22 protein-coding genes and 2 pseudogenes are annotated in these 26,468 nt (G+C 74.1%); 15 read left to right on the forward strand and 9 right to left on the reverse strand.

Annotated features, from left to right (window positions below):
• Nucleotides 1-11: 11 nt before the first annotated feature.
• On the forward strand, nt 12-3,881 hold the full coding sequence (locus tag KCH_RS38245; RefSeq protein ID WP_244305551.1) for a CU044_2847 family protein: 3,870 nt from the start codon (nt 12-14) through the stop codon (nt 3,879-3,881).
• A 7-nt stretch (nt 3,882-3,888) separates the two neighbouring features.
• Here the strand turns inward: KCH_RS38245 and KCH_RS33945 are convergent, their stop codons facing one another.
• Entirely contained in the window at nt 3,889-6,423 is a 2,535-nt protein-coding gene (locus tag KCH_RS33945) for a DEAD/DEAH box helicase (protein WP_425268861.1), read from the reverse strand.
• A gap of 418 nt (nt 6,424-6,841) precedes the next feature.
• On the opposite strand from KCH_RS33945, the gene KCH_RS33950 reads away from it, so the two are divergent.
• Nucleotides 6,842-7,846 carry a nucleotidyl transferase AbiEii/AbiGii toxin family protein gene (locus KCH_RS33950; protein WP_244305552.1) on the forward strand — a complete coding sequence of 335 codons (1,005 nt, stop codon included), beginning with the start codon at nt 6,842-6,844 and terminating at the stop codon, nt 7,844-7,846.
• A gap of 40 nt (nt 7,847-7,886) precedes the next feature.
• On the opposite strand, the gene KCH_RS33955 is transcribed toward KCH_RS33950, so the two are convergent.
• Both KCH_RS33955 and KCH_RS33960 read right to left on the reverse strand, forming a co-directional pair.
• Nucleotides 7,887-8,837, reverse strand: coding sequence for a beta-ketoacyl-ACP synthase III (locus KCH_RS33955; RefSeq protein ID WP_035869647.1), 951 nt, complete (start codon nt 8,835-8,837; stop codon nt 7,887-7,889).
• 111 nt (nt 8,838-8,948) lie between these two features.
• The gene (locus KCH_RS33960) at nt 8,949-10,082 is read right to left on the reverse strand and encodes an NADAR family protein (RefSeq protein ID WP_035869653.1); all 1,134 of its coding nucleotides are present in this window, start codon (nt 10,080-10,082) and stop codon (nt 8,949-8,951) included.
• Between the two features lie 128 nt (nt 10,083-10,210).
• Here KCH_RS33960 and KCH_RS33965 point away from each other — a divergent pair, with 128 nt between their 5' ends.
• From KCH_RS33965 to KCH_RS34020, 13 genes and pseudogenes are all read left to right on the forward strand, one after another.
• Nucleotides 10,211-10,537, forward strand: coding sequence for a hypothetical protein (locus tag KCH_RS33965; RefSeq protein ID WP_035869657.1), 327 nt, complete (start codon nt 10,211-10,213; stop codon nt 10,535-10,537).
• 62 nt (nt 10,538-10,599) lie between these two features.
• A complete protein-coding gene (locus tag KCH_RS33970; protein WP_035869660.1) occupies nt 10,600-11,214 on the forward strand; it encodes a hypothetical protein in 615 nt (204 codons plus the stop codon).
• 104 nt (nt 11,215-11,318) lie between these two features.
• On the forward strand, nt 11,319-11,930 hold the full coding sequence (locus KCH_RS33975; protein ID WP_035869662.1) for a TetR/AcrR family transcriptional regulator: 612 nt from the start codon (nt 11,319-11,321) through the stop codon (nt 11,928-11,930).
• Nucleotides 11,931-12,458: 528 nt separating this feature from the next.
• Nucleotides 12,459-12,887, forward strand: coding sequence for a serine hydrolase (locus tag KCH_RS33980; RefSeq protein WP_084224083.1), 429 nt, complete (start codon nt 12,459-12,461; stop codon nt 12,885-12,887).
• A 258-nt stretch (nt 12,888-13,145) separates the two neighbouring features.
• On the forward strand, nt 13,146-13,988 hold the full coding sequence (locus KCH_RS33985; RefSeq protein ID WP_035869664.1) for a nitrilase-related carbon-nitrogen hydrolase: 843 nt from the start codon (nt 13,146-13,148) through the stop codon (nt 13,986-13,988).
• Nucleotides 13,989-13,993: 5 nt separating this feature from the next.
• On the forward strand, nt 13,994-15,382 hold the full coding sequence (gene hydA / locus KCH_RS33990; protein ID WP_035875038.1) for a dihydropyrimidinase: 1,389 nt from the start codon (nt 13,994-13,996) through the stop codon (nt 15,380-15,382).
• A 16-nt stretch (nt 15,383-15,398) separates the two neighbouring features.
• Nucleotides 15,399-16,400, forward strand: coding sequence for a TIGR03842 family LLM class F420-dependent oxidoreductase (locus KCH_RS33995; RefSeq protein WP_035869667.1), 1,002 nt, complete (start codon nt 15,399-15,401; stop codon nt 16,398-16,400).
• A gap of 191 nt (nt 16,401-16,591) precedes the next feature.
• Nucleotides 16,592-17,242, forward strand: a pseudogene (locus KCH_RS47540) (multicopper oxidase family protein); the annotation flags it as partial.
• A gap of 275 nt (nt 17,243-17,517) precedes the next feature.
• Nucleotides 17,518-17,766: pseudogene (locus tag KCH_RS47545) on the forward strand (multicopper oxidase domain-containing protein); the annotation flags it as partial.
• 202 nt (nt 17,767-17,968) lie between these two features.
• Nucleotides 17,969-18,448 (forward strand): macro domain-containing protein, encoded by a 480-nt coding sequence (locus KCH_RS34005; RefSeq protein WP_035869671.1) that lies wholly within the window; start codon nt 17,969-17,971, stop codon nt 18,446-18,448.
• A 52-nt stretch (nt 18,449-18,500) separates the two neighbouring features.
• Nucleotides 18,501-19,193 carry a nitroreductase/quinone reductase family protein gene (locus KCH_RS38250; protein WP_244305553.1) on the forward strand — a complete coding sequence of 231 codons (693 nt, stop codon included), beginning with the start codon at nt 18,501-18,503 and terminating at the stop codon, nt 19,191-19,193.
• Nucleotides 19,133-19,396, forward strand: a complete 264-nt coding sequence (locus tag KCH_RS45455) for a hemerythrin domain-containing protein (protein ID WP_341865453.1) — start codon at nt 19,133-19,135, stop codon at nt 19,394-19,396. The genes KCH_RS38250 and KCH_RS45455 overlap by 61 nt, the downstream gene beginning before the upstream one ends.
• 63 nt (nt 19,397-19,459) lie before the next feature.
• On the forward strand, nt 19,460-19,954 hold the full coding sequence (locus KCH_RS34020) for a MarR family winged helix-turn-helix transcriptional regulator (protein WP_051653747.1): 495 nt from the start codon (nt 19,460-19,462) through the stop codon (nt 19,952-19,954).
• 41 nt (nt 19,955-19,995) lie between these two features.
• On the opposite strand, the gene KCH_RS34025 is transcribed toward KCH_RS34020, so the two are convergent.
• The 6 genes from KCH_RS34025 to KCH_RS43610 form a co-directional block, all read right to left on the reverse strand.
• The gene (locus tag KCH_RS34025) at nt 19,996-20,580 is read right to left on the reverse strand and encodes an AMIN-like domain-containing (lipo)protein (RefSeq protein WP_157032311.1); all 585 of its coding nucleotides are present in this window, start codon (nt 20,578-20,580) and stop codon (nt 19,996-19,998) included.
• Nucleotides 20,581-20,704: 124 nt separating this feature from the next.
• Nucleotides 20,705-21,373: a thiaminase II/PqqC family protein gene (locus tag KCH_RS34030; RefSeq protein ID WP_051653748.1), complete on the reverse strand. Its 669-nt coding sequence runs from the start codon at nt 21,371-21,373 to the stop codon at nt 20,705-20,707.
• A gap of 111 nt (nt 21,374-21,484) precedes the next feature.
• Nucleotides 21,485-22,093 (reverse strand): YbhB/YbcL family Raf kinase inhibitor-like protein, encoded by a 609-nt coding sequence (locus tag KCH_RS34035; RefSeq protein WP_051653749.1) that lies wholly within the window; start codon nt 22,091-22,093, stop codon nt 21,485-21,487.
• Nucleotides 22,094-22,245: 152 nt separating this feature from the next.
• Nucleotides 22,246-23,028 (reverse strand): hypothetical protein, encoded by a 783-nt coding sequence (locus KCH_RS34040; protein WP_063750228.1) that lies wholly within the window; start codon nt 23,026-23,028, stop codon nt 22,246-22,248.
• A gap of 388 nt (nt 23,029-23,416) precedes the next feature.
• On the reverse strand, nt 23,417-25,174 hold the full coding sequence (locus KCH_RS43010; RefSeq protein WP_051653750.1) for a hypothetical protein: 1,758 nt from the start codon (nt 25,172-25,174) through the stop codon (nt 23,417-23,419).
• A gap of 92 nt (nt 25,175-25,266) precedes the next feature.
• Nucleotides 25,267-26,468, reverse strand: a 1,202-nt coding sequence (locus tag KCH_RS43610; protein WP_244305554.1) for a helix-turn-helix transcriptional regulator, incomplete at its 5' end; no start/stop codon positions are given.

Here is a 26,468-nt window from a genome sequence, read left to right on the forward strand (position 1 = left end):
GTGAGGCTGGAATGGAACCGAACACTGCCGTGCCGAGCGACACCTCCGTGGTGAGGATCCTCGGTGCGGGCGGCCGGCCGGAAGGGGCCGGGTTCCTGATCGGGCGGCGCGAGGTGGTCACCTGCGCGCATGTGGTGGCCCGCGTGCTCGGGGTGGCGGCCGACGCGCCGGAGGCGCCGGACGGGCAGGTGGAGGTGGACTTCCCGCTGGCCGCGCCGGGGCGGCGGATCCTCGCGGAGGTGGCCGGATGGACGCCGATCGGGCCCGACGGCTCCGGGGACGTCGCGGTGCTGCGGACGGTCGAGGCCGCACCGGCGGGGGCGGCCGTGGCCAGGATCGAGCAGCGCGCCCAACCCGATCGGCGGGTAAGGACGTTCGGGTTCCCGGCCGGGTACGACGACGGGGTGTGGAGCGTCGGCCGCCTGCGCGGGCGGACAGCGGCGGGCTGGTACCAGTACGACACCGACCCGGCCGGGGAGCACCGGGTGCAGCCCGGATTCTCCGGTGCGCCGGTGTGGGACGTCGCCGAGGGCGGCGTGGTCGGCATGGTGGTCGCGGCGGACGGCGGCGGCAGCCGCTCCGGGTATCTGATCCCGACCGAGGCGCTTCGCGAGGCCTGGCCCGAACTCGAAGCCTCCGCGAAGCCGTTGAGCCCGTTCCGCGGGCTGGAGCCGTTCGAAGAACGCCACGCCGACCGGTTCCACGGCCGTGAACAGCTCGCCGTGCGGATCGTCGAGCAACTCGGCTGGGCACCGGTGCTCGGCGTGGTCGGCCCGTCCGGCTGCGGAAAGTCCTCGGTGCTGCACGCCGGAGTGCTGCCCCGGCTGCGGGCCCGCGACGGCCTCCACGTGGTGGCGTTCCGCCCGGGCCGGCACGGCCGCGGCCCGGTCGAGGCGCTGGCGGCGGCCCTGCTGCCGGCCCTCGAACCGGCGCTCGGAGAGACCGCCAGACTGGCCGAACTCCCCACCCTCGTCAGGCTGTTGCGGGACGGCAGGCTGCCGGAGGTGACCGATAGGCTGCTGGCCCGGCAGCGCAAGGACCGGCTGCTGCTGGTGATCGACCAGTTCGAGGAGGCACTGACCGGCGCCGACGGCGCCGACCTGGACATCCTCGCGGCCGCCCTCGGCGCCGCCCTGCTCCCCGGCTCCCCGCTGCGCGTCGTCACCGCGCTGCGCAGCGACTTCCTCACCGCCGCGCTCACCCACCCCGGGCTGGCCCCGCTGTTCGGCGGCGACCGCCTGGTCACCGTCGGCGCGATGACCGACGCCGAAGTGCGCACCGCCGTCGAGCGGCCGCTGGAGGGCAGCGGCGTCCGCTACGAGCCCGGCCTGGTCGACCGGATCCTCGGCGACCTCGGCGGCGAACCGGGCCGCCTGCCGCTGCTCGAATTCACCCTCACCGAGCTGTGGGAACGCCAACAGCACGGCGTCATCGGCCACGCCGCGTACGAGGCGCTCGGCGGTGTCGGCCGGGCGCTGGCCCGGCATGCCGAGCAGCTGTGGACCGGCAGCCTGAGCGCGGACGAGCAGCGGGCCGCCCGGGCCCTGCTGGTCCAACTGGTGCAGCCCGGCGCCGACGGCACCGCCCCGACCCGGCGCACCACCGCCCGCTCCGACCTGAACGATGGTCAATGGCGGATCGCCCAGCGCCTGCTGACCACCCGCCTGATCGTGCCCGGCGCCGAGTACCTGCCGCCCGACGGGCCGCCCGAGGAGACCGTCGAACTCGTCCACGAGGTGCTGCTCACCCACTGGGACCGGCTGCGCGACTGGTTCGACACCGACCACGAGTTCCGCACCTGGCAGGAGGATCTGCGCCGCCGGATCGGTCGCTGGCAGGACGACGGCCGCCCCGGCCGCCGACTGCTGCGCGGCGCCGAACTGCGCGACGCCCGGAGCTGGCAAGGCCGCCGAGGCGACGAACTACGGCCGATCGAACGGGAGTTCGTCGCCGCGAGCGTCCGTGGCAGCCGTCGGCGGTGGAGCGCGGCGGTGGCCCTGACGGTCGTCCTCGGCCTGGTCGCCGGCCTGGGCACCTGGGGCTGGCAGGACGCCGTCCACGACGACGCGGCGACCACCGCGTCCCGGGTGCTCGTGCAGCAGTCCCGGGACGCCGAGTCGATGTCCGACATCACCGACCGCGGTTCCTCGTACACCGCGCTCCTGCTGGCACTGCGCGCCTACCGCACCCGCGACACCGAGCAGACCCGGGCCAGGCTCGGCGAGATGTACGCCACGTACGGCTTCGCCGACCTGCTCGCGCCCCGCTACACCAGCGTCGCGGCGCTGCTCGTCGGACCGCTCGGCCGTCTCTCCAGCTCCACGCTCGCCGACGCGACCGGCCGGGTGGTGGCGGGGCGGGCCGCGGACGGCACCGTGGTGGTGCTGCGCCTGGACGCCGAAGGCCTGCACCGGCAGCCCACCGGCCGGCCGGCCGACGTGATCGGCGTCAGCCCGGACGGCTCCACGGTGGCGATGGGCCGCTCGTCGCTGTCGCTGTCCCGAGCCGTCCCGACCGGGCCGCCCGACCCCCGCGGCCTGCCGGCCGAACTGTACGACGTGCGGACCGGCGCCGTACGGGAGCTCGAACGCCCACCGGACGGCGACCCGTGGACCGGTGACCTGGGCGGCGAGATCCTGCCGGGCCTCGACCTGTCGGACCTGCCCGACCTGCCCGACCTGCCCGGTCTGGCCATGCCCACCGAGTACGCGCGGTTCACGTTCTCGCCGGACGGCTCGGTGCTGCTGGGCCGCACCGGCGTGTACGGCAACCCAGGGCGGCTGGTGCTGTGGGACACCGCGTCCGGGCGGATCAGGAAGATCCTGCCGTCCTCCGAGGACCTGGCCGGCGAACTGTGGCTCGGCGCGGGCGGCGAGAGCGCCCTCACGCTCAGCGACGCCGTCGGCCTCGACCCGACCGGGACCGTCTCGGTGAAACTGTGGGACCTGAGCGGCAACGCCCCGGTCGGTCGGGAACTGCTGCACCGCCGCGGCTCGCCCACGCTCGCCCTGCAGGCCGACGTCAGCCCCGCGCTGGACCGGATGGCGCTTGTGGAGTCGCAGCAGGCGGCCGACCTGACGGTCACTTACCACCTGGCGGTGTACGAGCTGCCGAGCGGACGCGTGCTCGGCGAGAGCACCGGCGCAGAGCTGCTGGCAGTCTCCGGCGTCGCGGTGGCGTCCGGCAGTTCACGCGCCGTCCCCTACGCCCTCGCCGACGGCTCCCCCGCCGAGCGGCGACCGGCCGACGGCCCGATCCTGCCGCTCGGCGGCTCCTGGACGGCCGACCTGCTCGGCACCGACACCGACCCGGCGGTGCTGCTGGCCGACAACGGCGTGGTCGCCCTCGCCGCCGGCCGCGACCCGCTGGCCCGCCTGCCGCGCCCGGACAGCGCCCCGATGCGGCGGACGCCGGACGGCGGTTCACCGCGCTGTGCCGGGCGCTCGGCGACGAGACACTGCCGGCCGCCGCGGCCCAGAAACTGCCACCCGGGGCGTACCGGGGGCCCGTGTGCAACCGACCGAAGGAGAGCCATGACTGACGGAACGCAACTCGTCCGGGTGCCGCTGGGCGACGTGGAGGGCGGCGGGCACGTGGTGCTGGAGCTGGACAGTGCGGCCTCCGGCATCGTGCGGGCGGCCCGGCCCGGGGAGGTCGCGGCGACCGCCACCCGGAGCCTGACCGAGAGCTTCGATCAGGTCCGCGGCGCGGCCGCCGCCCTGCTGGAGCGCCTCACCACGCTGCCCAGTCCGCCCAGCAGCGTCGAGGTGGAACTCGGCGTCAAGATCAACGCCGAGGCCGGGGCGGTGATCGCCAAGACCGCCGCCGAGGGCAACTTCACCATCAAGCTGACCTGGGAGCGCCCCACCGCCACGGACTGACCTCCCGTCAGTGGGCGCCCACCGAGGTGATCTTGACGACGGCCCGGCCCTCCTCGTCGGAGCCGTACAGGTCGACCTCGGCGGAGATGCCCCAGTCGTGGTCGCCGTTCGGGTCGTCGAAGATCTGCCGGACCCGCCACAGGCCCTCGTCCTCGACCTCCTCGATCAGCAGCATCTTCGGGCCGCGCGCGTTCGGACCGGTGAACAGGTCGTCGTACTCGTCCCAGTAGCCGTCCATCGCGTCCGCCCAGCGGTCCGCGTCCCAGCCGTCCTCGCCGTCGAGTTCGGCGAGCGAGTCGTAGTGCTCCAGCGCGCACAGCTCGACCCGGCGGAACAGCTCGTTGCGGACCAGCACCCGGAACGCGCGGGAGTTCGCGGTGACGGGGGCCGGCTTGTCGTCGAGCCGGACCTCGCCCGCCTCCGGCTCGGTCGGGTTGGCCAGCGCCTCCCACTCGTCCAGCAGCGAGGAGTCGACCTGGCGGACCAGCTCGCCCAGCCAGGCGATGACGTCCTTCAGGTCGTCGGTCTTGATGTCGTCCGGGACGGTCTGCTCCAAGGCCTTGAACGCGCCCGCCAGGTAGCGCAGCACGATGCCCTCGGTCCGGGCCAGCTCGTAGAAGCCCACGTAGTCCGTGAACGTCATCGCCCGCTCGTACAGGTCGCGGACCACCGACTTCGGCTGCAACGGGTGGTCGCCGATCCACGGGTGCGCCCGCCGGTACACGTCGTAGGCGTGGCCGAGCTGCTCCTCCAGCGGCTTCGGGTACGTGATCTCCTGGAGCCGGTTCATCCGCTCCTCGTACTCGACGCCGTCGCGCTTCATCTCCGCCACGGCCTCGCCGCGCGCCTTGTTCTCCTGCGAGGCGAGGATCTGCCGCGGGTCGTCGAGGGTCGCCTCGACCACCGACACCACGTCCAGCGCGTACGACGGCGACTCCGGGTCCAGCAGGTCGAACGCGGCCAGCGCGAACGTCGACAGCGGCTGGTTCAGCGCGAAGTTCTCCTGGAGGTCCAGCGTCAGCCGGACGGTGCGGCCCTCGGAGTCCGGCTGCTCCAACTGCTCCACCACGCCGCCCTCCAGCAGCGACCGGTAGATGGCGATCGCGTTCCGGATGTGGCGGCGCTGCGCCGGGCGGTCCTCGTGGTTGTCGGTGAGCAGCTTGCGCATCGCCTCGAAGGCGTTGCCCGGGCGGCCGATCACCGACAGCAGCATGGCGTGGCTGACCTTGAAGCGGGACACCAGCGGCTCCGGGTCGGCCGCGATCAGCCGCTCGAAGGTCTCCTCGGTCCAGGACACGAACCCGTCCGGGGCCTTCTTGCGGACCACCTTCTTGCGCTTCTTCGGGTCGTCGCCGGCCTTCGCCAGCGCCCGGTCGTTCTCCACCACGTGCTCCGGCGCCTGCGCCACCACCTGGCCGACGGTGTCGAAGCCGGCCCGGCCCGCCCGACCGGCGATCTGGTGGAACTCGCGGGCCCGCAGAATCCGCACCCGCTGCCCGTCGTACTTCGACAGCGCCGTGAACAGCACCGTGCGGATCGGCACGTTGACGCCCACGCCGAGGGTGTCGGTGCCGCAGATCACCTTCAGCAGACCGGCCTGCGCGAGGCGCTCCACCAGGCGGCGGTACTTCGGCAGCATGCCGGCGTGGTGCACGCCGATCCCGTGCCGGACGTAACGCGACAGGTTGCGGCCGAACTTGGTGGTGAAACGGAAGTTGCCGATCAGGGCGGCGATCGCGTCCTTCTCCTGCTTCGAGCACATGTTGATGCTCATCAGCGACTGCGCCCGCTCCACCGCCTCCTTCTGCGTGAAGTGGACGACGTACACCGGCGCCTGACCGGTGTTCAGCAGCTCCTCCAGCGTGTCGTGGAGGGACGTCCGGCGGTACTCGTAGAACAGCGGCACCGGGCGGGTCGCCGACCGCACCACCGTGGTCGGACGGCCGGTGCGGCGGGCCAGGTCCTCCTCGAAGCGGCGGACGTCGCCGAGGGTCGCCGACATCAGCAGGAACTGCGCCTGCGGGAGCTCGAGCAGCGGGATCTGCCAGGCCCAGCCGCGGTCCGGCTCCGCGTAGAAGTGGAACTCGTCCATCACGACCTGGCCGATGTCCGCCCGCGGGCCGTCGTGCAGCGCGATCTGCGCCAGCACCTCCGCCGTGCAGCAGATGATCGGCGCGGTCGGGTTCACCGAGGCGTCGCCGGTCATCATGCCGACCTGCTCGGTCCCGAAGATCTTGCACAGGTCGAAGAACTTCTCCGACACCAAGGCCTTGATCGGCGCGGTGTAGAACGTCCGCTTGCCCTCGGCCAGCGCGGCGAAGTGCGCGCCCGCCGCGACCAGGGACTTGCCGGAGCCGGTCGGGGTCGCCAGGATCACGTTGTTCCCGGAGACCAGCTCGATCAGCGCCTCCTCCTGCGCGGGGTAGAGAGTGATGCCGCGCTCCGACGCCCACTCGGCGAAGGTCTCGAACAGCGAGTCGGGCGTGGCGGGTTTCGGCATCAGGTCCAGGAGGGTCACCCCGCTATCTTGCCCGTCCGGCATGACCATGGGCAAAGCTCGGACCCGCACCGTCCGTCCGTGCCGCCGCCGAGCCGTCCGGGCGGTTTCTCCGGGTAGTCGAGAGGCGACACGCCGTCACGGGAACGCTCCGGTCCGGCCGCCCCCGCCCGGGAGCGGCCCGACCCGCACGTCACCGACGGGGACGGCAACCCGCTCGGCCCCGACCAGCGCGTGCGCACCACCGCCGTCGGCTCCACCGGCGTCGGCGCCTGGATCGCCCCCTACCAGGGCTCCCCGCCCCCGCCGGCCTCGATCCGGCTGACCGTCACCTGCACCGACGGCAGCTGACCCACCGCGAACGGGCCTGTCACCGGCGCCTGGCATGCTCGGCCCCAGGACGGTGACGGCCCGTCAACCACCCCGCCCCGGGGCCGGACCGGCCGCCGGGAAGGAGCTCGTGGTGCACGACGACGGGTCGGCGGTCCGCGCACTGCCGGACGCGCGAGGGCGGGACGCGCGCCGGGCCGTGCTCGACCACCTCCTCGGCCTGGTCGCCGACTCCCCGCTGAGCGAGACCCTGGTGCTGCGCGGCAGCGCCGTGATGCCGGCCTGGGTCGGGGACGCGGCACGCGAACCCGCCGACCTCGACTGGATCGTCCCCGGGCCGTGGCTGCTCCCCGTCGACACCGAACACCCCTACCCGTACGTCGACGAGGTGGCCGCCGTCCAGCAGTGGCCGGAGGCCGCCGACGGCGCCGGCCGGTACGAGATCTGGACCTTCGAGGAGTTCGACACCCGCGGCGCGCGGCCCGTCGTCCCGCCCGAGGGACTGCACTGGATCACCGAAGCCGAACCGGAGACCCACGCACCCCACGAGACGCTGCTCGACCTGGTGCGCGAGCGGCCGACCGTCGCGCCCGGGCTGGTGCTCGACCCCGACGCCGCCCGGGAGGACGGCACCTGGACCTACGCCGCCGCCCTCGCCGGGTACGACGCTCCGGGAGTGCGCCTGGCCCTCCCCTGGCAGGCGGACGGCCACCCGCCCGGCGAGGTGCGGCTCGACTTCGCCCGCGACGAGTGGCTCCCCGAACCCCCGGTGTGGACGGCCATACCCCGGGCCGACGGCAGCGGGCCGACCGTGCTGCGCACCGCGAGCCGCGAACTGTCGCTCGCCTGGAAGCTGCTGTGGCTGCACGCCGACAGCGCCGCCGCCGGCCGGGCCCGGGCCAAGGACCTGCACGACGCCGTCCTGCTCGCCGAGACCGCGGCGGCCCCGCCCGCCCCCGACCTGCTGCGCAGGGTGTTCCGCCGCGAACCGGGCCGCCCCGCGGCCGGCGGGGCGCCACGCCTGGACGCGGTGCTGCTGCCGGCCGCCGACTGGGCGCAGTTCCGCGCGAGCCACCCGCGGGTGCGGGGCAGTGCCGAGGAGTGGCTCGCGCGGCTGCGCCGGGCACTGGAACGGTAGGCCCTCGTCCGCAGCGGTTCCGGGTGCCCCGGCCGACGGCTCAGGGGCAGGTGACGACCTGGCCGGCCCAGGACAGGCCGCCGCCGAACGCGAACAGCAGCACCCGCGCGCCGGAACGCAGTTCGCCGCGCTCCACGAGCTTCGCCAGTGCCAGCGGGACGGACGCCGCCGAGGTGTTGCCGGAGTCCACCACGTCCCGGGCGACCACCGCGTCCTCGGACAGGCCCAGCTTCTGCACCAGCGACTCGATGATCCGCAGGTTCGCCTGGTGCGTCACCACCCCGTCCAGCTCCGCCGGGCTCAACCCGGCCGCCCGGCACGCCTGTTCGGCCAGCGCCGGCAGCTCCGTGGTCGCCCACCGGAACACCGCCTGGCCGTCCTGCTCGAACCGCGGGTGCCAGTCGCCGAGCAGCCGCACCGCACTCGCCCGCGACGGGTCCGAGCCCCACACCACCGGACCGACGCCGGTGCCCGCGCCCTCGGTCGCCGAGAGCACCGCCGCGCCCGCGCCGTCGCCCAGCAGGATGCAACTGCGCCGGTCCGTCCAGTCGGTGACGTCCGACATCTTCTCCGCACCGATCACCAGCGCGTGCCGGGCCGCGCCCGCGCGCAGCGAGTGATCGGCGAGGGAGAGCGAGGTGCAGAAGCCCGCACAGCCGTTGTTCACGTCGAACGCCACCGCCGACGGGATGCCCAGGCGGGCCGCGACCTGCGCCGCGATCGACGGGCACCGGTCCATCGCGCTACAGGTGGCCACCGTGATCTGCCCGATCTCCGCCGGGTCCAGGCCGGACGCCGCGAGCGCCTTGGCGGCGGCCGCCGAGGCGAGGTCCGCCACCGACTCGTCCGGCGCGGCGATCCGCCGGGTGGCGATGCCCGTCCGCCGCCGGATCCACTCGTCGTCCGTCTCCACCATGGTCGCCAGCTCGTCGTTGGTCAGCACCCTGCTGGGCTGGTGGTGGCCGAGACCGGCGATACGCACTCCGGACATGGCAGCTCCCTTCCGCGACAACGGCCACCGACCGGTGCCGGAGGCAACGGCGCGAAATATAGCAACCGACCGGTCGGAAGCTAAACGCCGCCCCGCACCCCGGACACCCCGTCACCTCCCGCCGGCCGCCCCGAAGAGGCCCGCCCGGTGCGCCAGGAGTTCGGAGCGGACGAGTTCGAGGAGGCGGCCCGACCAGTTGCGGCCGCGGCCCGCGTTGTCGCCCCAGAAGGCCGAGTTGACGTCGTCGTAGATCACGGTGGCGTCGCCGGTGCCGAGCAGGATCTCGGCCAGCTCGGGGTGCTGCTCGTACTTGGCGCGCAGCAGGCGGGTCAGGACGGCGGTGCGGACGTGCTCCCAGCCCTCGCGGCGCGAGGACGCGGCGGCGAGGGTGCGGGCCGCGGCCGCGTTCGGTGCGGCGGCGACGGCCGGCCGGGTCTCCGGGTCGGCGACCGACAGGGCCCAGTAGGCGTGCGCGACGGAGGGGTAGGCGGCGCCGTCGACGGTGATCGGGGCGGGGTAGTCGTGGCGCAGGCCGAGCTTGCCGGGCTCGTCCAGCGGCTTGTTCGGGTACGAGTGGTAGAGCTGGACGGCCGGGGCGTGCGAGGTCGCCGGCCCGTCGGCCGGGGTCCGGTCCGGCCGTTCGGCGTTCCGGCGGGCCCGCTCCTCGAAGTACCCGAGGGCGTTGTCGTAGCTCTCCTGCGTGATCGTCCCGTCGAACGGCAGGTACGTCCGGCCGCCGGGCCCGGCCACCAGCACCCGCAGCGGCCGGTCCTTGCGGTCCATGTCGCCCAGCGCGTAGCGGCGCTGGGACTCCGGGATCGCCAGGAACGCGTCCCGGGCCGCGGCCCGGTTCTGCTCGGTCCGGTCGGCGAGGAAGACGTCGACGGCGGCCAGGCAGCGCCCGGTCGAGTCCGGCCGCCCGTTCAACAGGTCGATGGTGTCGCGGACTTCGCCGAGCAGCTCGTCGGGGGTGGTCCAGCTCTCCGGCTCGGCGAAGTTCCAGTCCACCAGGTCGTGCACGGAGGCCTGGGCGCCCGCCGGGAAGCTGGTGGCCACCCAGCCGGTGCGCAGCTTCTCCGCGAACTCCTCGACCGTGACCAGGCCCCAGCAGTCGATCAGCCCGTCCGCGTAGACGAACAGGTCGGTGAGGAAGTACTGGCCGCCGTTGCAGATGAACGCGGGCCGCCAGGTGCCGGGTATGCGGACGCCGTCCGCGATGCGATGGGTGAGCCGGTTGCCGATCATCCCCGGATTGTGCCGCAGCCGCCGCCGGGCGGGCCGCGAATTTCCCGGCCGCGGGTCGGCCCGGGTCGGGCGGTGACAGTTCGTGGACGGCGCGTCATAATGGCGCGCTCAGGGGGATGTTCGGAGCAATGGGCAGCGCGAGCACGACCAAGGACTTCTCCACCTTCTGCGATCTGGGCCTGGCCCTCGCCAGTCAGGTCGGCCTGAACACCGACCACAGCGTCGGCAAGGACCTCGCCAAGGCGGGCACCCGGCAGGTGGACGGCCACAAGGCGGTCGTCGTCACGATGATCGACGAGGACGGCAACCCCGTGTCCTACACCATCGCCGCGGAGGGCAAGCCCCACCTCCTGTCGACGGAGACCAGCCCGGGCCTGATGACCGTCCGGCTCGGCGACTTCGGCACACCGGTGAACGCCACGCCTCCGCCGGACGACCGGATCGCCCGCCGCTGACCCGCGCTCCCTCGGGCCCGGCCGGGCGCGGCCTGTCGCCGGGAGGTGGCAGACTCGCCGGCGTGACGAAGATCGAAGCGATCGAAGCGGTGCTGACCGCCAACAGCCGGGGCGGGCACCGAGGTTGGTCCGGCGAGTTCGCGGCGGCCGGGCAGCTGGCGAGCCGGGGCGAGGTCGCGCTGTGCGGGCTGGACGGCGCGGAGTTCTACACGTACGGCGCGCTCGGCGACGGACTGCACGAGGTGTACCTGGCGTACGAGCAGGACGACGAGCGGGGCGCCACCGTCACGGCGGTCGCGCTGCTCGCGGGCGGCTGCACGCCGCAGGCGCTGACGGCCGCACGCTGGGAGCAGGTGTCGGACGACGTCAACGAGCTGAGCGAGCGCGCCACCGCGCTCCACTCCGGCACCCCGGAGCGGTACGGCATCCGCAAGGCCCTGCACCTGACGCCGGAGTTCGCGTCGGGCGAGGACCCGATCGCGCAGGCCGTCGCCGAACTCCGGGCGCAGCAGGAGGCCGGCTCCCGGACGCCGGTGCTCGACGTCCTGGTCGACCCGGCGACCGGCGCGAACGCGCTGGTGTTCCCGACCTGGGCGTTCACCTCGAACAGCATCCTGATCGGGCGGGACGCCGCCGGGGCGGGCGTGGGGATCCTCTGGTCGCACTTCGGCGAGTGACCCGGTGGGCCGGGCGCCGCGCGTCGGGCGGGTGACCACGTAGGATTCGCGGCCGGGGCGCCGACCGGCGCGCCCGGCCCCGCGGACCCGACGGAGGAGGACCGATGAGCCCGCGCAGCACCGTGGTCGAGGCCCGCCGCACCCGGGCCCGGATCATCGACCGGAGCGTGGCCCTGGCGTCCGTGGACGGCCTCGAAGGCCTCACCATCGGACGCCTCGCCACCGACCTCGGGCTGAGCAAGGCCGGCGTGCTGGGCCACTTCGGCACCAAGGAGACGCTCCAACTCGCCACCCTGGAACGGGCGTCCGCGCTCTTCACCGCCCTGGTCTGGGATCCGGCCGCGGACGCCGAACCCGGCCTGCCCCGGCTGCGGGCCGTCTGCGACAGCTGGATCGCGTACCTCGAACACGCCCGCGAGGTCTTTCCCGGCGGCTGCCTGTTCACCACCGCCGCGGTCGAGTTCGACGCGCACGACGGCCCCGTCCGGAAGAACGTCGCCCGCCTGCTGCTGGTCTGGCGCCGCCGCCTGGCCGGCGAGGTCCGGCTGGCGATCGAGGCCGGCCAGTTGCCCGCCGACACCGACCCCGAGCAGATCGTCCACGAGCTGACCGGCATCTACCTGGCGCTCAACCAGTCCCTCCAGCTGCTGCGCGACCCGCTCGCCGCGACCCGCACCCGCAACGCCCTCGACCGCCTCCTCCCGCCGGCCGCCTGACGCCCCGGGGGAGCCCCCCGGGGCGTGTCGGCACGGGGGATCAGGAAGCCAGACCGTCCACGCTGGAGACGGTGGCGCCGAGGTCGCACCAGACGGTGGACGTTCCGCCGGTCTCCACCCGGTTCCCGTAGTGCACGTAGGTGCCGTAGTTCGGCTTGTAGCAGGTGGCCTTGGCGACGAAGGCCCCGCCCGTGCACCGGATGGACGCCCCGGCGTGGCCGCCGCTCCCGGTGAAGTACTGCCGGTTCCCGCACGACAGCGACGCGGCCCGGCGGACGAGGACGACATCCCGACGAGCCCCGCGGCCGCCAGCACCACCGAGGCGACCACCGAGGCCATGACCCGAGCACGCATTCCAACCTCCTGCAGACGAGGAATCGACCGTATGCGGAGAACCGTAGACACCCCCGCCCCCGACCCACCACGGCGCACCACCCGCACCAGTTGGCTCCGGCGCGCACCGTCCCCGCACTCACCGGCCCCGCGCCGCCCCGTACTTCCGAACGCCCCCCGGGGAGAATCGGAGGCATGACGAGTGCGATACGGGAGTTGTTCGGGCGGGCCGGGACGCACGTGGAGTCGGACCTGCGGACGCTGCTCGACACGATCGGGGAGGACTTCGGCCGCGCCGACATGGCCGCCCTGCTGGAGCTGATCTGGACCGACCGGGCCGGCCCGGCGGCGGCGTGCGCCAGGGTGCGGGAGGTGATGGGGCGGCAGGTGACGCGGCATCGGATCGCCGCCGGGTTCCGGCCGCCGGTGCGGGTCGCGGCGAAGAGCGGCAGCCTGCTCGGCGTGGTCCGGAACGAGGTCGGCGTGGTCTCGTTCCCGGACGGCCGGGAGTACGTCGCCGCCGTGTTCACCCGTTCCCGTCCCGGCTCGGACGACGTCGCGATCAGCCGGGCCGTGGGCGAGGCCGCCGCGCTGGCCGTCGGCGCTCTGCGGGAGCACGGCTGACGGCGGGCCGGGCGGGGGACCTGACCTCGAACAGGTCGCCGGCGGGGTCGGTGAAGTGGAGGCCGCGGGCGCACAGCGGGTGGTCGGTGCGGCCGTTGCCGGGGGCGGAGGGCGGCCGACGGACCGGGCAATCGCAGTAACAGGCCGTCCATCGTTCGAGTGCTGAATGCCCGTCACCACCCGTGTGGCACCCGGACATCGCCGGGGCGGCTCCTACTGTCGGCGCTCTAACGGTGCGTTCGAACGAGGAGGACGGCCATGGGTCGTGTCGTCAGGGCTGCCCTGTTCCAGACCGCGTGGACGGGGGACAAGGAGTCGATGGTCGCGGCGCACGAGAAGGCCGCCCGGGACGCCGCCGCGCAGGGGGCGCGGATCATCGGGTTCCAGGAGGTGTTCAACGCACCGTACTTCTGCCAGGTGCAGGAACCCGAGCACTACGGCTGGGCCGAAGCCGTCCCGGACGGGCCGACCGTGCGGCGGATGTGCGCGCTGGCGCGCGAGCTCGGGATGGTGATGGTGGTGCCGGTGTACGAGATCGAGCAGGCCGGCTTCTACTACAACACCGCCGCCGTGATCGACGCCGACGGCAGCTACCTCGGGAAGTACCGCAAGCACCACATCCCGCAGGTGCACGGCTTCTGGGAGAAGTACTACTTCCGGCCCGGGAACCTCGGCTGGCCGGTGTTCGACACGGCGGTCGGCAAGGTCGGCGTGAACATCTGCTACGACCGGCACTTCCCGGAGGGCTGGCGGGCGCTCGGCCTCGCCGGCGCCGAGATCGTCTACAACCCGTCCGCGACCAGCCGCGGACTCTCCGCCTACCTCTGGCAGTTGGAGCAGCCCGCCGCGGCCGTCGCCAACGAGTACTTCGTCGCGGCGATCAACCGCGTCGGCGTGGAGGAGTACGGCGACGACGACTTCTACGGCACCAGCTACTTCGTGGACCCGCGCGGCCAACTCGTCGGCGAGGCGGCCTCCGACAAGCGCGAGGAACTCGTCGTCCGGGACCTCGACCTGGACGTCATCGACCAGGTCCGGCAGCAGTGGGCGTTCTACCGGGACCGGCGGCCGGACGCGTACGGCCCGCTCACCGGGGCGTGAGCGCGGTGGCCCGGACCCTGATCACCGGCGGGCTGGTCGTCACGGCCGCCGAGGAGACGCCCGCGGACGTGCTGATCGAGAACGGCACCGTGGTCGCGCTCGCCCTGACGGGCCGCCAGCACTGGACCGCCGACCGGGTGTTCGACGCGACCGGCAAGTACGTGATCCCGGGCGGGGTGGACGTGCACACCCACATGGAGCTGCCGTTCGGCGGGACGTTCGCCTCCGACACCTTCGAGACCGGCACCCGGGCCGCCGCCTGGGGCGGGACCACCACCGTCGTCGACTTCGCCGTCCAGTCGAAGGGCGCCTCGCTGCGCGCCGGACTCGACGCCTGGCACGCCAAGGCCGACGGCCGCTGCGCGATCGACTACGGCCTGCACATGATCGTCTCGGACGTCAACGAGTCGACGCTCCGTGAGATGCCGGGCCTGATCGGCGAAGGCGTCACCTCCTTCAAACTGTTCATGGCCTACCCCGGGGTCTTCTACTCCGACGACGGCCAGATCCTGCGCGCCATGCAGCAGGCCGCCGACACCGGCGGACTGATCATGATGCACGCCGAGAACGGCCCCGCCATCGACGTGCTGGTCGAACAGGCCCTGGCCGGCGGCCGGACCGACCCCCGCTACCACGGCGAGGTGCGCAAGGCGCTGCTGGAGGCCGAGGCCACCCACCGGGCGATCCAGCTCGCCCGGGTGGCCGGCGCGCCGCTGTACGTGGTGCACGTCTCCGCCCGCGAGGCGCTCGCCGAACTCGCCGCCGCCCGCGACCTCGGCCTCCCGGTGTTCGGCGAGACCTGCCCGCAGTACCTGTACCTCTCCACCGACAACCTCGCCGAACCCGGCTTCGAGGGCGCCAAGTACGTGTGCTCCACGCCGCTGCGGCCCGAGGAGCACCAGGCCGCGCTCTGGCGCGGCCTGCGCACCGACGACCTCCAGGTGGTCTCCACCGACCACTGCCCGTTCTGCTTCAAGGGGCAGAAGGAACTCGGCCGCGGCGACTTCTCGAAGATCCCCAACGGCCTGCCCGGCGTCGAGAACCGGATGGACCTGCTGCACCAGGCCGTGGTGGACGGCCACCTGACCCGCCGCCGGTGGATCGACATCGCCTGCGCCGCGCCCGCCCGGATGTTCGGCCTGTACCCGCGCAAGGGCACCCTCGCCCCCGGCGCCGACGCCGACGTGGTGATCTACGACCCGCACACCACCCACACCCTGTCCGCCGCCACCCACCACATGAACGTCGACTACTCGGCCTACGAGGGCCGCACCGTCACCGGCCGGGTCGAGACCGTGCTGTCGCGCGGCGAGGTCGTCCTCGACCGCGGCCACTACCTCGGCCGCCCCGGCCACGGCGCGTTCCTGCCCCGCTCCACCTGCCAGTACCTCTGAAAGGGGAACCACCGCAGTGGACTTCGGACTCGTCCTGCAGACCGACCCGCCGGCCGCGAAGGTCGTCGACCTGATGCGCCGCGCCGAACGCAACGGCTTCCGCTACGGCTGGACCTTCGACTCCGCCGTGCTCTGGCAGGAACCGTTCGTGATCCACAGTCAGATCCTCGAACACACCGAGCGGATGCACGTCGGCACCATGGTCACCAACCCGGGCACCCGCACCTGGGAGGTCACCGCCTCCACCTTCGCCACCCTCAACGACATGTTCGGCAACCGCACCGTCTGCGGCATCGGCCGCGGCGACTCCGCGATGCGGGTGGCCGGCCGGCCCCCCAACACGCTGGCCCGGCTCAGCGAGGCCATCGACGCCATCCGCGACCTCGCCGAGGGCCGCGAAGCCGTGGTCGACGGCAGCCCGATCCGGATCCCGTGGATCACCGACGGCCGGCTCCCGGTCTGGATGGCCGCCTACGGACCCAGGGCGCTCGCCCTGGCCGGACAGAAGGCCGACGGCTTCATCCTCCAACTCGCCGACCCCTACCTCACCGAATGGATGGTCAAGGCCGTCCGCCGCGCCGCCGAGGAGGCCGGCCGCGACCCCGACGCCATCACCGTCTGCGTCGCCGCGCCCGCCTACGTCGGCGAGGACCTCGACCACGCCCGCGCACAGTGCCGCTGGTTCGGCGGCATGGTCGGCAACCACGTCGCCGACCTGGTCGCCCGCTACGGCGAACACTCCGCCCTGGTCCCCGACGAACTCACCGCCTACATCAAGGACCGGCACGGCTACGACTACAGCCACCACGGCCGCGCCGGGAACCCGTCCACCGACTTCGTGCCCGACGCCATCGTCGACCGCTTCTGCCTGCTCGGCCCCGCCGAGGCCCACCTCGCCAAGCTGCGCACCCTGCGCGAGCTGGGCGTCGACCAGTTCGCGCTGTACGCGATGCACGACGCCCGCGAATCCACCATCGACGCCTACGGGGCGCGAGTGATCCCGGAGTTGACCGCGTGAACCGCCGAACCTTCCTCGCCCTCGCCGCGCTGACCGGCGCCGCCGGCCCCCTCACCGCCTGCGGCAGCAACACCGGCACCGCACCCGGCCGGATCGCGCCCCCGCCGCCCGACCCGTCCAACCCGCTGCGGATCCCGATGCTGCTCCACCCCGAGGCCGGCCCCGACGGCGTCCGCACCTTCGAACTCGCCATGGCCCCGGGCCGGTTCGCCCTGCTGCCCGGACGCCCCACCACCACCTGGGGCTTCAACGGCCCCTACCTCGGCCCCACCCTGCGCGCCAGTCGCGGCGACCGGATCGCGATGACCGTCCGCAACCAGCTCCCCGAGGCCACCACCGTCCACTGGCACGGCACCCGGCTGCCCGCCGCGATGGACGGCGGACCGCACCAGCTGATCGAACCCGGCGCCATCTGGACGCCCAGCTGGACCCTCGACCAGCCCGCCGCCACCACCTGGTACCACCCCCACCCGCACGGCGAGACCGCCCAGCACATCTACCGCGGCCTGGCCGGCCTGTTCATCATCGACGACGACCAGGACCCGCAGGCCCGCCAACTCCCCAGCGGCTACGGCATCGACGACATCCCGCTGATCCTCCAGGACAAGACCCTCACCGCCGACGGCGCCCTCGACGGCGACCCGCTGGCCGGCCCCTACGGCATCCTCGGCGACCGCGTCCTGGTCAACGGCACCACCGACGCCCGCTTCGACGTCACCACCGCCCGCGTCCGGCTGCGCCTGCTCAACGCCTCCAACGCCCGCCTCTACAACCTGGCCTTCGCCGACGGCCGCCCGTTCCGCGTCATCGCCACCGACGGCGGACTGCTGCCCGCCCCCGTCGAGACCGGCACGCTCGCCCTCAGCCCCGGCGAACGCGCCGAGGTCCTGGTCGACTTCACTCCCGGCGACAGCGCCGTGCTGCGCACCGTCGACGACGGCACGGACCTCGCCAGGGGCGACTTCGACCTGCTCCGGTTCGTCGCCGCCGCCCGGCTGCGACCCGCGCCGGCGCTGCCCGCCACCCTCGGCGGGCCCCCGCGATCGTCCCGCCGGACGGGGCGACGGTCCGCCGCTTCCTGCTCAACGGGCGTGACAACACCATCAACGGCCGGCCGATGGACATGGACCGGATCGACGAGGTGGTGGCCACCGGCACCATCGAGATCTGGGAGATCCAGAACGGCGGCGGCCTCTCGCACAACTTCCACATCCACGAGGTCGCCTTCCAACTCCTGGACGAGGACGACCGACCCGCCCCCGGGTACGCCGGCGGCCACAAGGACACCGTCTTCGTGCCGCCCAACGGCACCGTCCGGCTGGCCGTCCAGTTCGGCCCGTACAGCGACCCGGTCGAGCCGTACATGTACCACTGCCACGTGCTGCGGCACGAGGACAGCGGCATGATGGGCCAGTTCGTGACCGTCGAACCCGGCACGGAGGACGAGGTGCCGCGCACCTACCGCGGCACGGGCCGGCCGGCTGACGGGCGGGCCGGCCGAGGGGCGGGCCGGCGGAGGACCGGCCGAGGGGTGAGCCGGTGTCAGGGGCGGCTGGCAGCATGGCCGGATGGAACAGCCGATCACCTACCTGCGCGGGGACGCCACCGCGCCGCAGGGCAAGGGCGTGCGGATCGTCGCGCACGTCTGCAACGACCTCGGCGGCTGGGGCAAGGGCTTCGTCCTCGCCCTGTCCCGCCGCTGGCCCGAACCCGAGGCCGCCTACCGCCGCTGGCACCGGGAGCGGGCCGGCAACGACTTCGGGCTCGGCGCGGTGCAGCTCGTCCAGGTCGAGCCCTACCTGTGGGTGGCGAACATGGTCGGCCAACGGGGCATCAGGACCGGCCGCTCCACCGGCGTCCCGATCCGCTACGAGGCCGTCGACACCGCGCTCGCCGCGCTCGGCGGCCACGCCCGCCGGCTCGGCGCCTCCGTCCACATGCCGCGGATCGGCTGCGGGCTGGCCGGCGGCCGCTGGGAGCGCATCGAGCCGCTGGTGGCCGCCCGGCTGGGCGCGCGCGGCATACCCGTGACGGTCTACGACCACTGACGGCGCGTCAGGAAGGTGTTGACCGGCGGCGAGCGGCCTGCCTAGATTGTCTTTGCTTGCAAATGCAATCGAGGGCGGGGAGGGCGAGACCATGGCCGAGGACTTCAACCAGCGGGTCGTCAGGGAATTCCGGGCCGGCGGGGGACGGGTCGACGGGTTCCCCGACCTGCTGCTGCTCACCACCGCCGGCCGGCGCACCGGCCGGCCCCGCACCACACCGCTCGCCTACCGGCAGGACGGCAGCCGCTACCTGGTGTTCGGCTCCAACGGCGGCGCCGCCGAACACCCCCAGTGGTACCGCAACCTGCTCGCCGCCGGCGGCGGCACCGTCGAACTCCCCGACGGCGAGGGCGGACTGACCATCCTGTCGGTCCGCCCCGTCGAACTCGACGCGGCCGAACGCGACCGCGAGTTCGCCGAACAGGCCCGCCGCGTCCCGTCCTTCGCCGACTACGCCGAGCGCACCGACCGCACCATCCCGGTGCTCGCCCTGCACCCGCTCGACCTGTCCGCCGACCCCGCGCTCGCCGCCCGCGTGCTCGGCCAGCTCCAGCAGCACCACGAGGACCTGCGCCGCCAACTCGCCGACCTGCGCACCCGCCTCGACCACGCCGGACCGGCCCCGCACCCGACCTCGCCGCCCAACTGCGCGAGCGCTGCCTCACGTTCTGCTACGGCCTCGGCATGCACCACACCCGCGAGGAGGGCGCCTTCACCGCCTTCGAGCGGCAGTACCCGCAGCTGATCCCGGCCCTCGCCCGGCTGCGCGCCGAACACCGCACCGTCGCCGAGGCGCTCGACCGCTTCGAGGCCCGGCTGTCCGCGCCCGGCGCCGACCCCGGCGAGCTGCGCGCCGAACTCGACCGCCTCACCGAGGGGTTGGAGGCGCACTTCGCCTACGAGGAGACGCACCTGCTGCCGCCGTCCGCCCCGCACCCGCCGCGCTGACGGCCCGTCCGGTAGCGTGGGCCTCCCTTGCCCGCGCACCGACGGACCGCACCAGGAGGCCGGATGGACCGCACCTCCCGCCCCCGGTCGGAGCCGGAGCCCGACGGCGGGCTGACCGGGCCGGACGCCGTCCGCGCCATGCTGCTGCTGATGCCGAGGGTGGCCGCCCGGGTCAAGCGGATCGCCGTCCCCGAGGCGCTGGCCGGCTTCCAACTCGCGCCCCGGCACCTGTCGTTGCTGTCCTACCTGGTCTACGACGGCCCGATGCCGGTCGGCACGCTCGCCGCCCGCCTCGAAGTCGCCCACACCACGGCCAGCCTGATGGTCGGCGACCTCACCCGGCAGGGCGTCCTGGAACGCCGCCCCGACCCCGCCGACCGCCGCCGCACCATCGTCTCGCTCACCGCCGACCCCGCCACCCGCACCGCGATCGAGACCTGGCTCGCCAACGGCGCCGCCGCCTGGCACGCGGCCTTCGCCCCGCTCACCCCCGCGGAGCGCGCCCTGTTCGTCCGCACCATGGCCGCGTACGAGCAGGGCGCGGCGGCGGAGAGCTGACACTCCGTCGGGTGCGACCCCGTGGCTGTGGCGGTGCGGCGTCAGCCGGCGGCGGTCCAGCTGTGGGCGACGTCGATGACGAGTCGGTTGTCGAGCTGGAAGACCTCGAACGGCAGGCGGGCCCGGACGCCGAGGCCGAACTTGGACTGGCCCTCCAGGCTGCCGGCGAAGCGGCCCTCCACGAAGGTGCGGTAGCCGGTGAGGTCGACGCCGGGGAGCGCGTCGCCCGAGCGGGCCGGGTAGACCTTCTGCCAGGTGGCCGGGTCGTAGGTGCTCGCGCCGACGATGATCTCCAGGACGGCGCCGCCACTCACCGGGACCGGCGTGCCGGAGCCGTCCTGGTAGACGACGTTGCCGGTGGTGTAGTGCACCTGGTAGGCCAGCGGGTTCTCCGGCGAGGTCTCCGGGGCGTCGATCACCAGCCGGTCGAAGCACTCGTGCGCGCCGGTGCGGACATTCGTCAGCGCCTGCGGCTGGTACGGGACGGTCCGGTCCTGCCGGTCGAGGCTGCCCCACGCGGTCGAGCAGTCGGTGGTGGCGGTGACGGCCGAGGCCGTCGGGACCGTGGTCGCCGCCACCCCCGCGGCGAGCATCACGGCAGCCAGCGCGGTGGTCCACCGTCGCATGTCGATTCCCCCTCTCGTGCCGGCCCCAGTGGCCGGCCCGCAGTAATCCACGCGCCGGCGCACGGAAAGGTAGCGGGCCCACCGGAGTTGATCCGCTCCGCCCGGCTGCTTCCCTGACGGACCTTCAGGTCCGCGGGGCGTCCGCCGGCAGCACCGCGGCCCAGAACGAGGACTCGTAGGACTGCATCAGGCGGGCCGCGTGGCGGGCCTCCGCGGCGGACTCGCCGTCGTCCAGGGCGGACTGGAGCAGGGCGAGGGCCTCGGACTCGAAGTCCGGCGGGAGGGCGGCGAAGAACGCGAAGAAGGCGGTGGCCTCGGCGGAGAGGCCGTAGTGGCGGGGGAGCGCGGCGGCCAGGCGGGCGCAGTAGCCGCCCCAGAAGCCGAAGTTGGCGAGCAGGGCGAGGACGGTCTCGGCCAGGGTGCCGGACTGGGCCAGCCACGCCAGGTAGTGCGGGTAGGTCTGGGCGGCCGGCCGGGAGCGGTAGGTCGCCAGGTCCGCGGGGGAGAGGCCGACGGCGGTGGCGAAGGGCGTGAGGAGGCCGAGTGCCTCGCCCTCGCCCGCCGCCAGCCCGAGGAAGAACGGGGCGGCCCGGCCGCGGTCCGCGAAGCGCGCCGCCAGCAGGGCGAAGGAGCGGCGGTCGCTGCGGATGATCCGGTGCTCCTCGCCGGCGATCCGCCGCAGCGCCTCGCGCGGTGCGACGCCGGCCTCCACCAGCTCGACCAGGCGGTTCCCGGCGGCGGCCGGGGCCAGTTCGGCGACCGTCCGCTCGTACAGCTCCCGCGCACTGGTCACGGCGGCACCTCCGGCGGCGGGACGGCTGCGGGACAGCGCCCATGCTACGGGCGGGCGCCGCGGCCTCCGGGACGGCGCGCCGGGGACGGCCCCCGGCGCGCCGACGCGGCGTCAGGCGGGCAGGCGGAAGGTGCCCACGATGGTGGTGGCCCCGAGGACGTACGGCGTGATGGCGGTGGTGACCTCCTCGTAGGTCATCCCCGCGTTCGGGAGGGTCGGGGTGGAGAGCGCGTACAGCGTGAACACGTAGTGGTGCGGCTGGCCGGTGGCGGGCGGGCACGGGCCGCCCCAGCCGACCACCGGCGGGCCGAAGCTGTTGGCGCCCTGGGTGAACTGGACGGTGCCGTGGCCGTCGATCCGACTGGCGGAGCCGGGGATGTCGTAGAGCACCCAGTGGTGCCAGCCGCCGGCCCGCGGGGCGTCCGGGTCGTTCACCAGCAGGGCGTAACCGGCCGTGCCCTCGGGCGCGTTGCGCCAGTTCAGCTGCGGGGCGAGGTTCTTGCCGTGGCACGGCGCGTCCTCCGAGCCCGGCCCGCCGAACTCGGTCCACGACGGCAGCTTGCCCCCGTCCCGGAAGTCCGGGCTGGTGAGCGTGAACGGCGTGAGCCGGGTCGCCCCCGACTCGGCCGCCGGCGCGGCGGCGGTGAGCGTGCAGGAGACCGCGAGCGCGGCGGCGGCGACGGCGGCCGCGCGGAGCGCGGGCAGGCGGGACGTGTTCAACTTGACCCCCGTGTCGATGAACTGATGGCCCGTCAGGAGAACGGGCGGGCGCCAGCTAAGCGGCGTTCGGGCGGCCGGTCAAGAGGTTCGACGTAAACGAAGATTCTTCCGTCCGGATTCGTGCGCCTGCCATTGACGTGGCGAAACACCGCTCAGGACGCGGCTGGAGCGGCTTCGGCGGGCGGCCACGGCCCGGCCAGCAGGCGGCGCGCCTCGGTGACGACCGCCCGGGCGATGTCGGTGCGGCTCAGCGCGTCCGGGGAGAGGCGTTCGGGGCTCAGCTCGACCAGCGGGCGCAGCGACTCGGGGCGGCCCAGCGGGGCCCAGCCGGCGTGGGCGACCACACCGACGCCGGTCGAGGCGCGCATCCCGCCGTCCACGATCAGCCGCAGCCACCAGCGGACCAGCTCCCAGCGGGCCCGCTCGTGCGGCAGGTCGGTGTCGTCGGCGGGCAGCGCGTCGGACAGGCCCAGCTCCGCCAGCACCTGTTCGAACAGCGGCACCGCCTGCCCGCGCCCGTCCTCCGGCAGGCGGGCGAGTCGCGGCAGCGAGGGCGCGACCACGCCGAGCGCGTCCGCCACCAGGCCGGCCGTGACCAGCTGCCCGTCGTCCACCTGACGGCCCACCAGGCGTTCCAGCGCCAGCATCCGCAGGTACTCCACCGCCTCGGAGTCGGTCGCCGCCGTCGGGTCGTGCGGGGTGGTGACCGCGCCCTCCGGTGCGTCCGTCACGAAGTACGACCAGAACGGGACGGTGGCGAGGGAGCGGGCATTGGGGCGGGCCGTGCGGCCGGTGAACTCGACGTCCAGCCAGTCGGCCAGATCGTGCCCGTACTCGATGACGTCGGTCTGATGCACCGACAGCACCGGATGTCCGGGCCCGAACGGGGCCGGCGGCAGGTAGCGGTGGCCGTACAGCGGCACCAGTCGCGGCACGGACGACAGGGCGGCCCGGGCGACCCGCTCCCGCTCCGCCGCGTCCTGCGGCCGCGGACCCCAGCGCGGGTACCAGAACCCGTTGTGCCGTACGTCGAACAGGGTGCCCTCGACCGGCCGGCCAGCCGCTCGCGCAGCTGCTCCGGATCGCCGTGCCGCCAGTCCGGCCAGCTCGGCCCGGTCGGCAGCCCGGCGGCCAGGAACACCCGGTGGTCGGCCGCGAACCGGAACCCGAACCGGCGCTCCACGGCCTCCAGTTCACGGCCCGTCAGCCCCGGCGCGACACCCCGCAGCCGGCGCTGCCAGACCCGGGCCTCGTCAATACTCGGAACCCGCACGGCCCACCCCCTCCGACGCCACCGTACCCGGCCCGCCCGGGAAGAGACGCCTAGTCGTGCACGCGGCCCTGCAGGGCCTTGGACAGGTCGGCGACGCAGGTGGCGAGTTGGGAGGTGGTGAGCTGGTCGGGGGCGCTGCCGCAGGTGGTGGCGGGCTGGCCGGTGGGCTGGGGCTGGGGCTGTTGGGGCTGGCCGCCGGGTGGGGTGATCGGGCCGGTGAGGGAGACCAGGTTGGGGGTGACGGTGGCGTCGCCGGAGAGGTCGATGTAGTCCTGGGTCTGGCCGTTGAAGTCGACGAAGCCGCGCCACATGTCGCGGCCGAAGGGGATGAGCTCCTGGAGGGCGCCGCCCTGGCCGGTGCTGATGGTGATGGAGGTCTGCTGGGCCATGTACGAGACCATCCGGCTGGCCAGCACGTCCAGGTTGACCGGCGGGGCGTCGTCGGCGCGTACGTACACGTGCAGGTCGTTCAGGCCGTCGCCGACCCGGTCGGCCTGGAGCACGGCGAAGGCCACCACCAGCTGGGAGGAGCTCTCCCGGGGCACCAGCGGCGTCACGTAGTAGAGGTGCCCGTCCGCCTTCGAACGGAGCAGGAACTCGCCGGGGTTGGTGGCGTTGGTGCTCGCCGAGGTGTGCGAGAAGCCGAAGCCGCGGTCGTCCTTCGCGCCCCGGCCGCCCAGCCACTGCACCTCGTGGATCTGCGAGCGCACCACCGAGGCCGGGTACACCGCGCCCGGCAGCTCGCCGGGCGCGACCTTCGGACGGTACGTCAGGTCCGGCTTCCCGTTCTTCGAGCCGCGCAGCACCAGCACCCCGGCGGGGGCCACCACGGTGCGCTGCTCGAACGCGGTCTGCCGGGCCACCGAGATCACCACCACCGGCTCGGCGGTGCGCGGGTCGGGGCCGTCGCAGTACCCCCAGATGTCCTGCTCGCTGTAGACCAGGTCGGGGAACCGCTCGGCCAGCAGGTTGCGCAGGCTGACCGCGCCCGTCCCGCCGAACGCCCGGCCGAACGCGTGCTCGCCGCGGAACGCGCAGCTGACCACCGAGTTGGACCGGCCGTCCCAGACCGCGACCCCCTCCATCGGCTGCTCGCCCGAACCGTCCAGCACCGCCGTCCACACGCCGCCCTGCGCGTCCTTCGCGCCCGGAAGGTAGTGCAGGCTGTGGCCCATCAGGTGGACGCCCGAGGCGAGCCCGGCGCTGTCGGTGAGCGCCTTGGTCGCCGCCGCGTACGAGGCGGTGCGCGCCTCGAAGTCGAAGTCCGGCATCGGCGCGTTCTTCACGCAGGCCGGCACGTCCGCCGTGCCCACCAGGTCGCAGCGGTCGCCGTCGCCCGGCCGGGTGTGCTCCGTCACCGCCAGCACCGAACGCGGCGTGGCCGCGCCGCCCGACGGTACGTCAAGAACCGTCGCCGCCGCGTAGAACCGCCCCGCGTCCTTGTCGTCGTCCCACACGCCCGTGCCGGCCCGCACCAGCGAACCGGCCATCGCCAGCAGCAGCACCGCGACGGTGATCCGGGCCCACGGGCCGTTGAACTCCAGCCCCGGCTCGTCCATGCCGAACGCCACCGCCCCGGCGGTGCCGCACAGCCCCACCGCCAGCCAGAACCAGAACAGCGGCGCGGCGTCCACCAGCCCGCCGTGCGGGAAGAACGTCCGCTCCAGCAGCAGCCGGTAGCTCTGGTCCTGCTGCCCGAACCCGCCGAACACCGCGTGCTTGACCACCCAGATCAGTGCGGCCAGCAGAGGCATCCACAGCCACCACACCGCCACCCACTTCGCCCACGCCCAGATGTCGTGCCGCATCGGCTTCCCCTCCCCGTTGCCACGGACCTTCCCCGCTCCGCAGGTCCGCCAAGCCTCCCACCCGACCGTGACAAGCGTCGGGCGGGGGAAGGTCAGGACGCGAGGGCGCCCGGGAGCTGGTCGCGGGACGCCACCCCGAGCTTGGGGAAGGCGCGGTAGAGGTGGTGGCCGACCGTGCGCGGGCTGAGGAACAGCTGCGCCGCGATCTCCCGGTTGCTGTGACCCGCCGCGGCGAGCCGGACCACCTCGCGCTCCTGCGGGGTGAGCCGGCCGAGCGGGGTGCCGGTGCTGCTGGTGGCGTCGATCACCTCGCCGGTGCCCCGGAGTTCGGCCCGGGCCCGCTCCGCCCACGGCCGCGCGCCCGACTTCTCGAAGGACTCCAGCGCCTCCCGCAGCACCCGCCGCGCGTCCGACCGGCGCCGCCGCCGGCGCAGCCACTCGCCGAACAGCAGCCGGGTGCGGGCGAGTTCCAGGCCCGCGCCGGCCCGCTCGCCGTGGGCGACGGCCGCGGCGAACAGTTCCTCCGCCTGCTCGTCCCCGGCCTCCAGCGCGCGGCACCGGGCCGCCAGCGCGAGGGCGGCCGGACGCCCGGACCGCTCGGCCCAGCGCACCACCCGCCCGGTGGCCCCGGGCCGGGACGCGCCGGTGCGGGCCGCCGCCTCGACCAGGTCGGGCAGCAGGAACGCGGACAGCACGGGCGGCCCGGCCGGGTGCCGGTCGGCCCGGTCGAGGTGCGCGAGGGCCGGCGCCGGGTCGCCGGCCCCGAGGTGGGCCAGCGCGAGGGCCCGGTGGGCGTGGGCGGCGGCGCAGCCGAGCTCGTGCGCCTCGGCGTGGTCGAGCGCGGCGTGCGCGAGTTCGCGGCAGCGCTCCGCGTCGCCCTCGACCGCCACGCAGGCGGCGAGGGTCGCCCGCAGGTAGCAGGCCCGGTGGTCCAGGCCCGCGTACTCGGCGATCCGCAGACCCTCCGCGGCCGTCCGGGAGGCCGACTCGAGCGCGCCCAGCGCCAACTGCGCCTCGGCGAGCAGGTGCAGGCAGGTGGCCTGCCAGCCGAGCAGGCCGTGCGAGCGGCAGTGGTCCAGCAGCAGCTCGGCGAGGCGCAGGGCGGTCGGGTGATCGGCCAGGGCGTGCGCGGCGTGCGCGGCCAGGAACCGTTCGCTGAACAGCACCTCGACGTCGCGCGCCGCCTCCTCGAACACGCCCGCCCGGACCGGCTCCCCGCCGTAGAGGTCGGCCAGCGCGGCCAGCGTGCCGGACGCCGACGCGGAGCCGCGCACCCGGACGCCGACCCGCGCCA

Origin of the sequence: Kitasatospora cheerisanensis KCTC 2395 (assembly GCF_000696185.1) — a bacterium.
Lineage (GTDB): Bacteria > Actinomycetota > Actinomycetes > Streptomycetales > Streptomycetaceae > Kitasatospora > Kitasatospora cheerisanensis.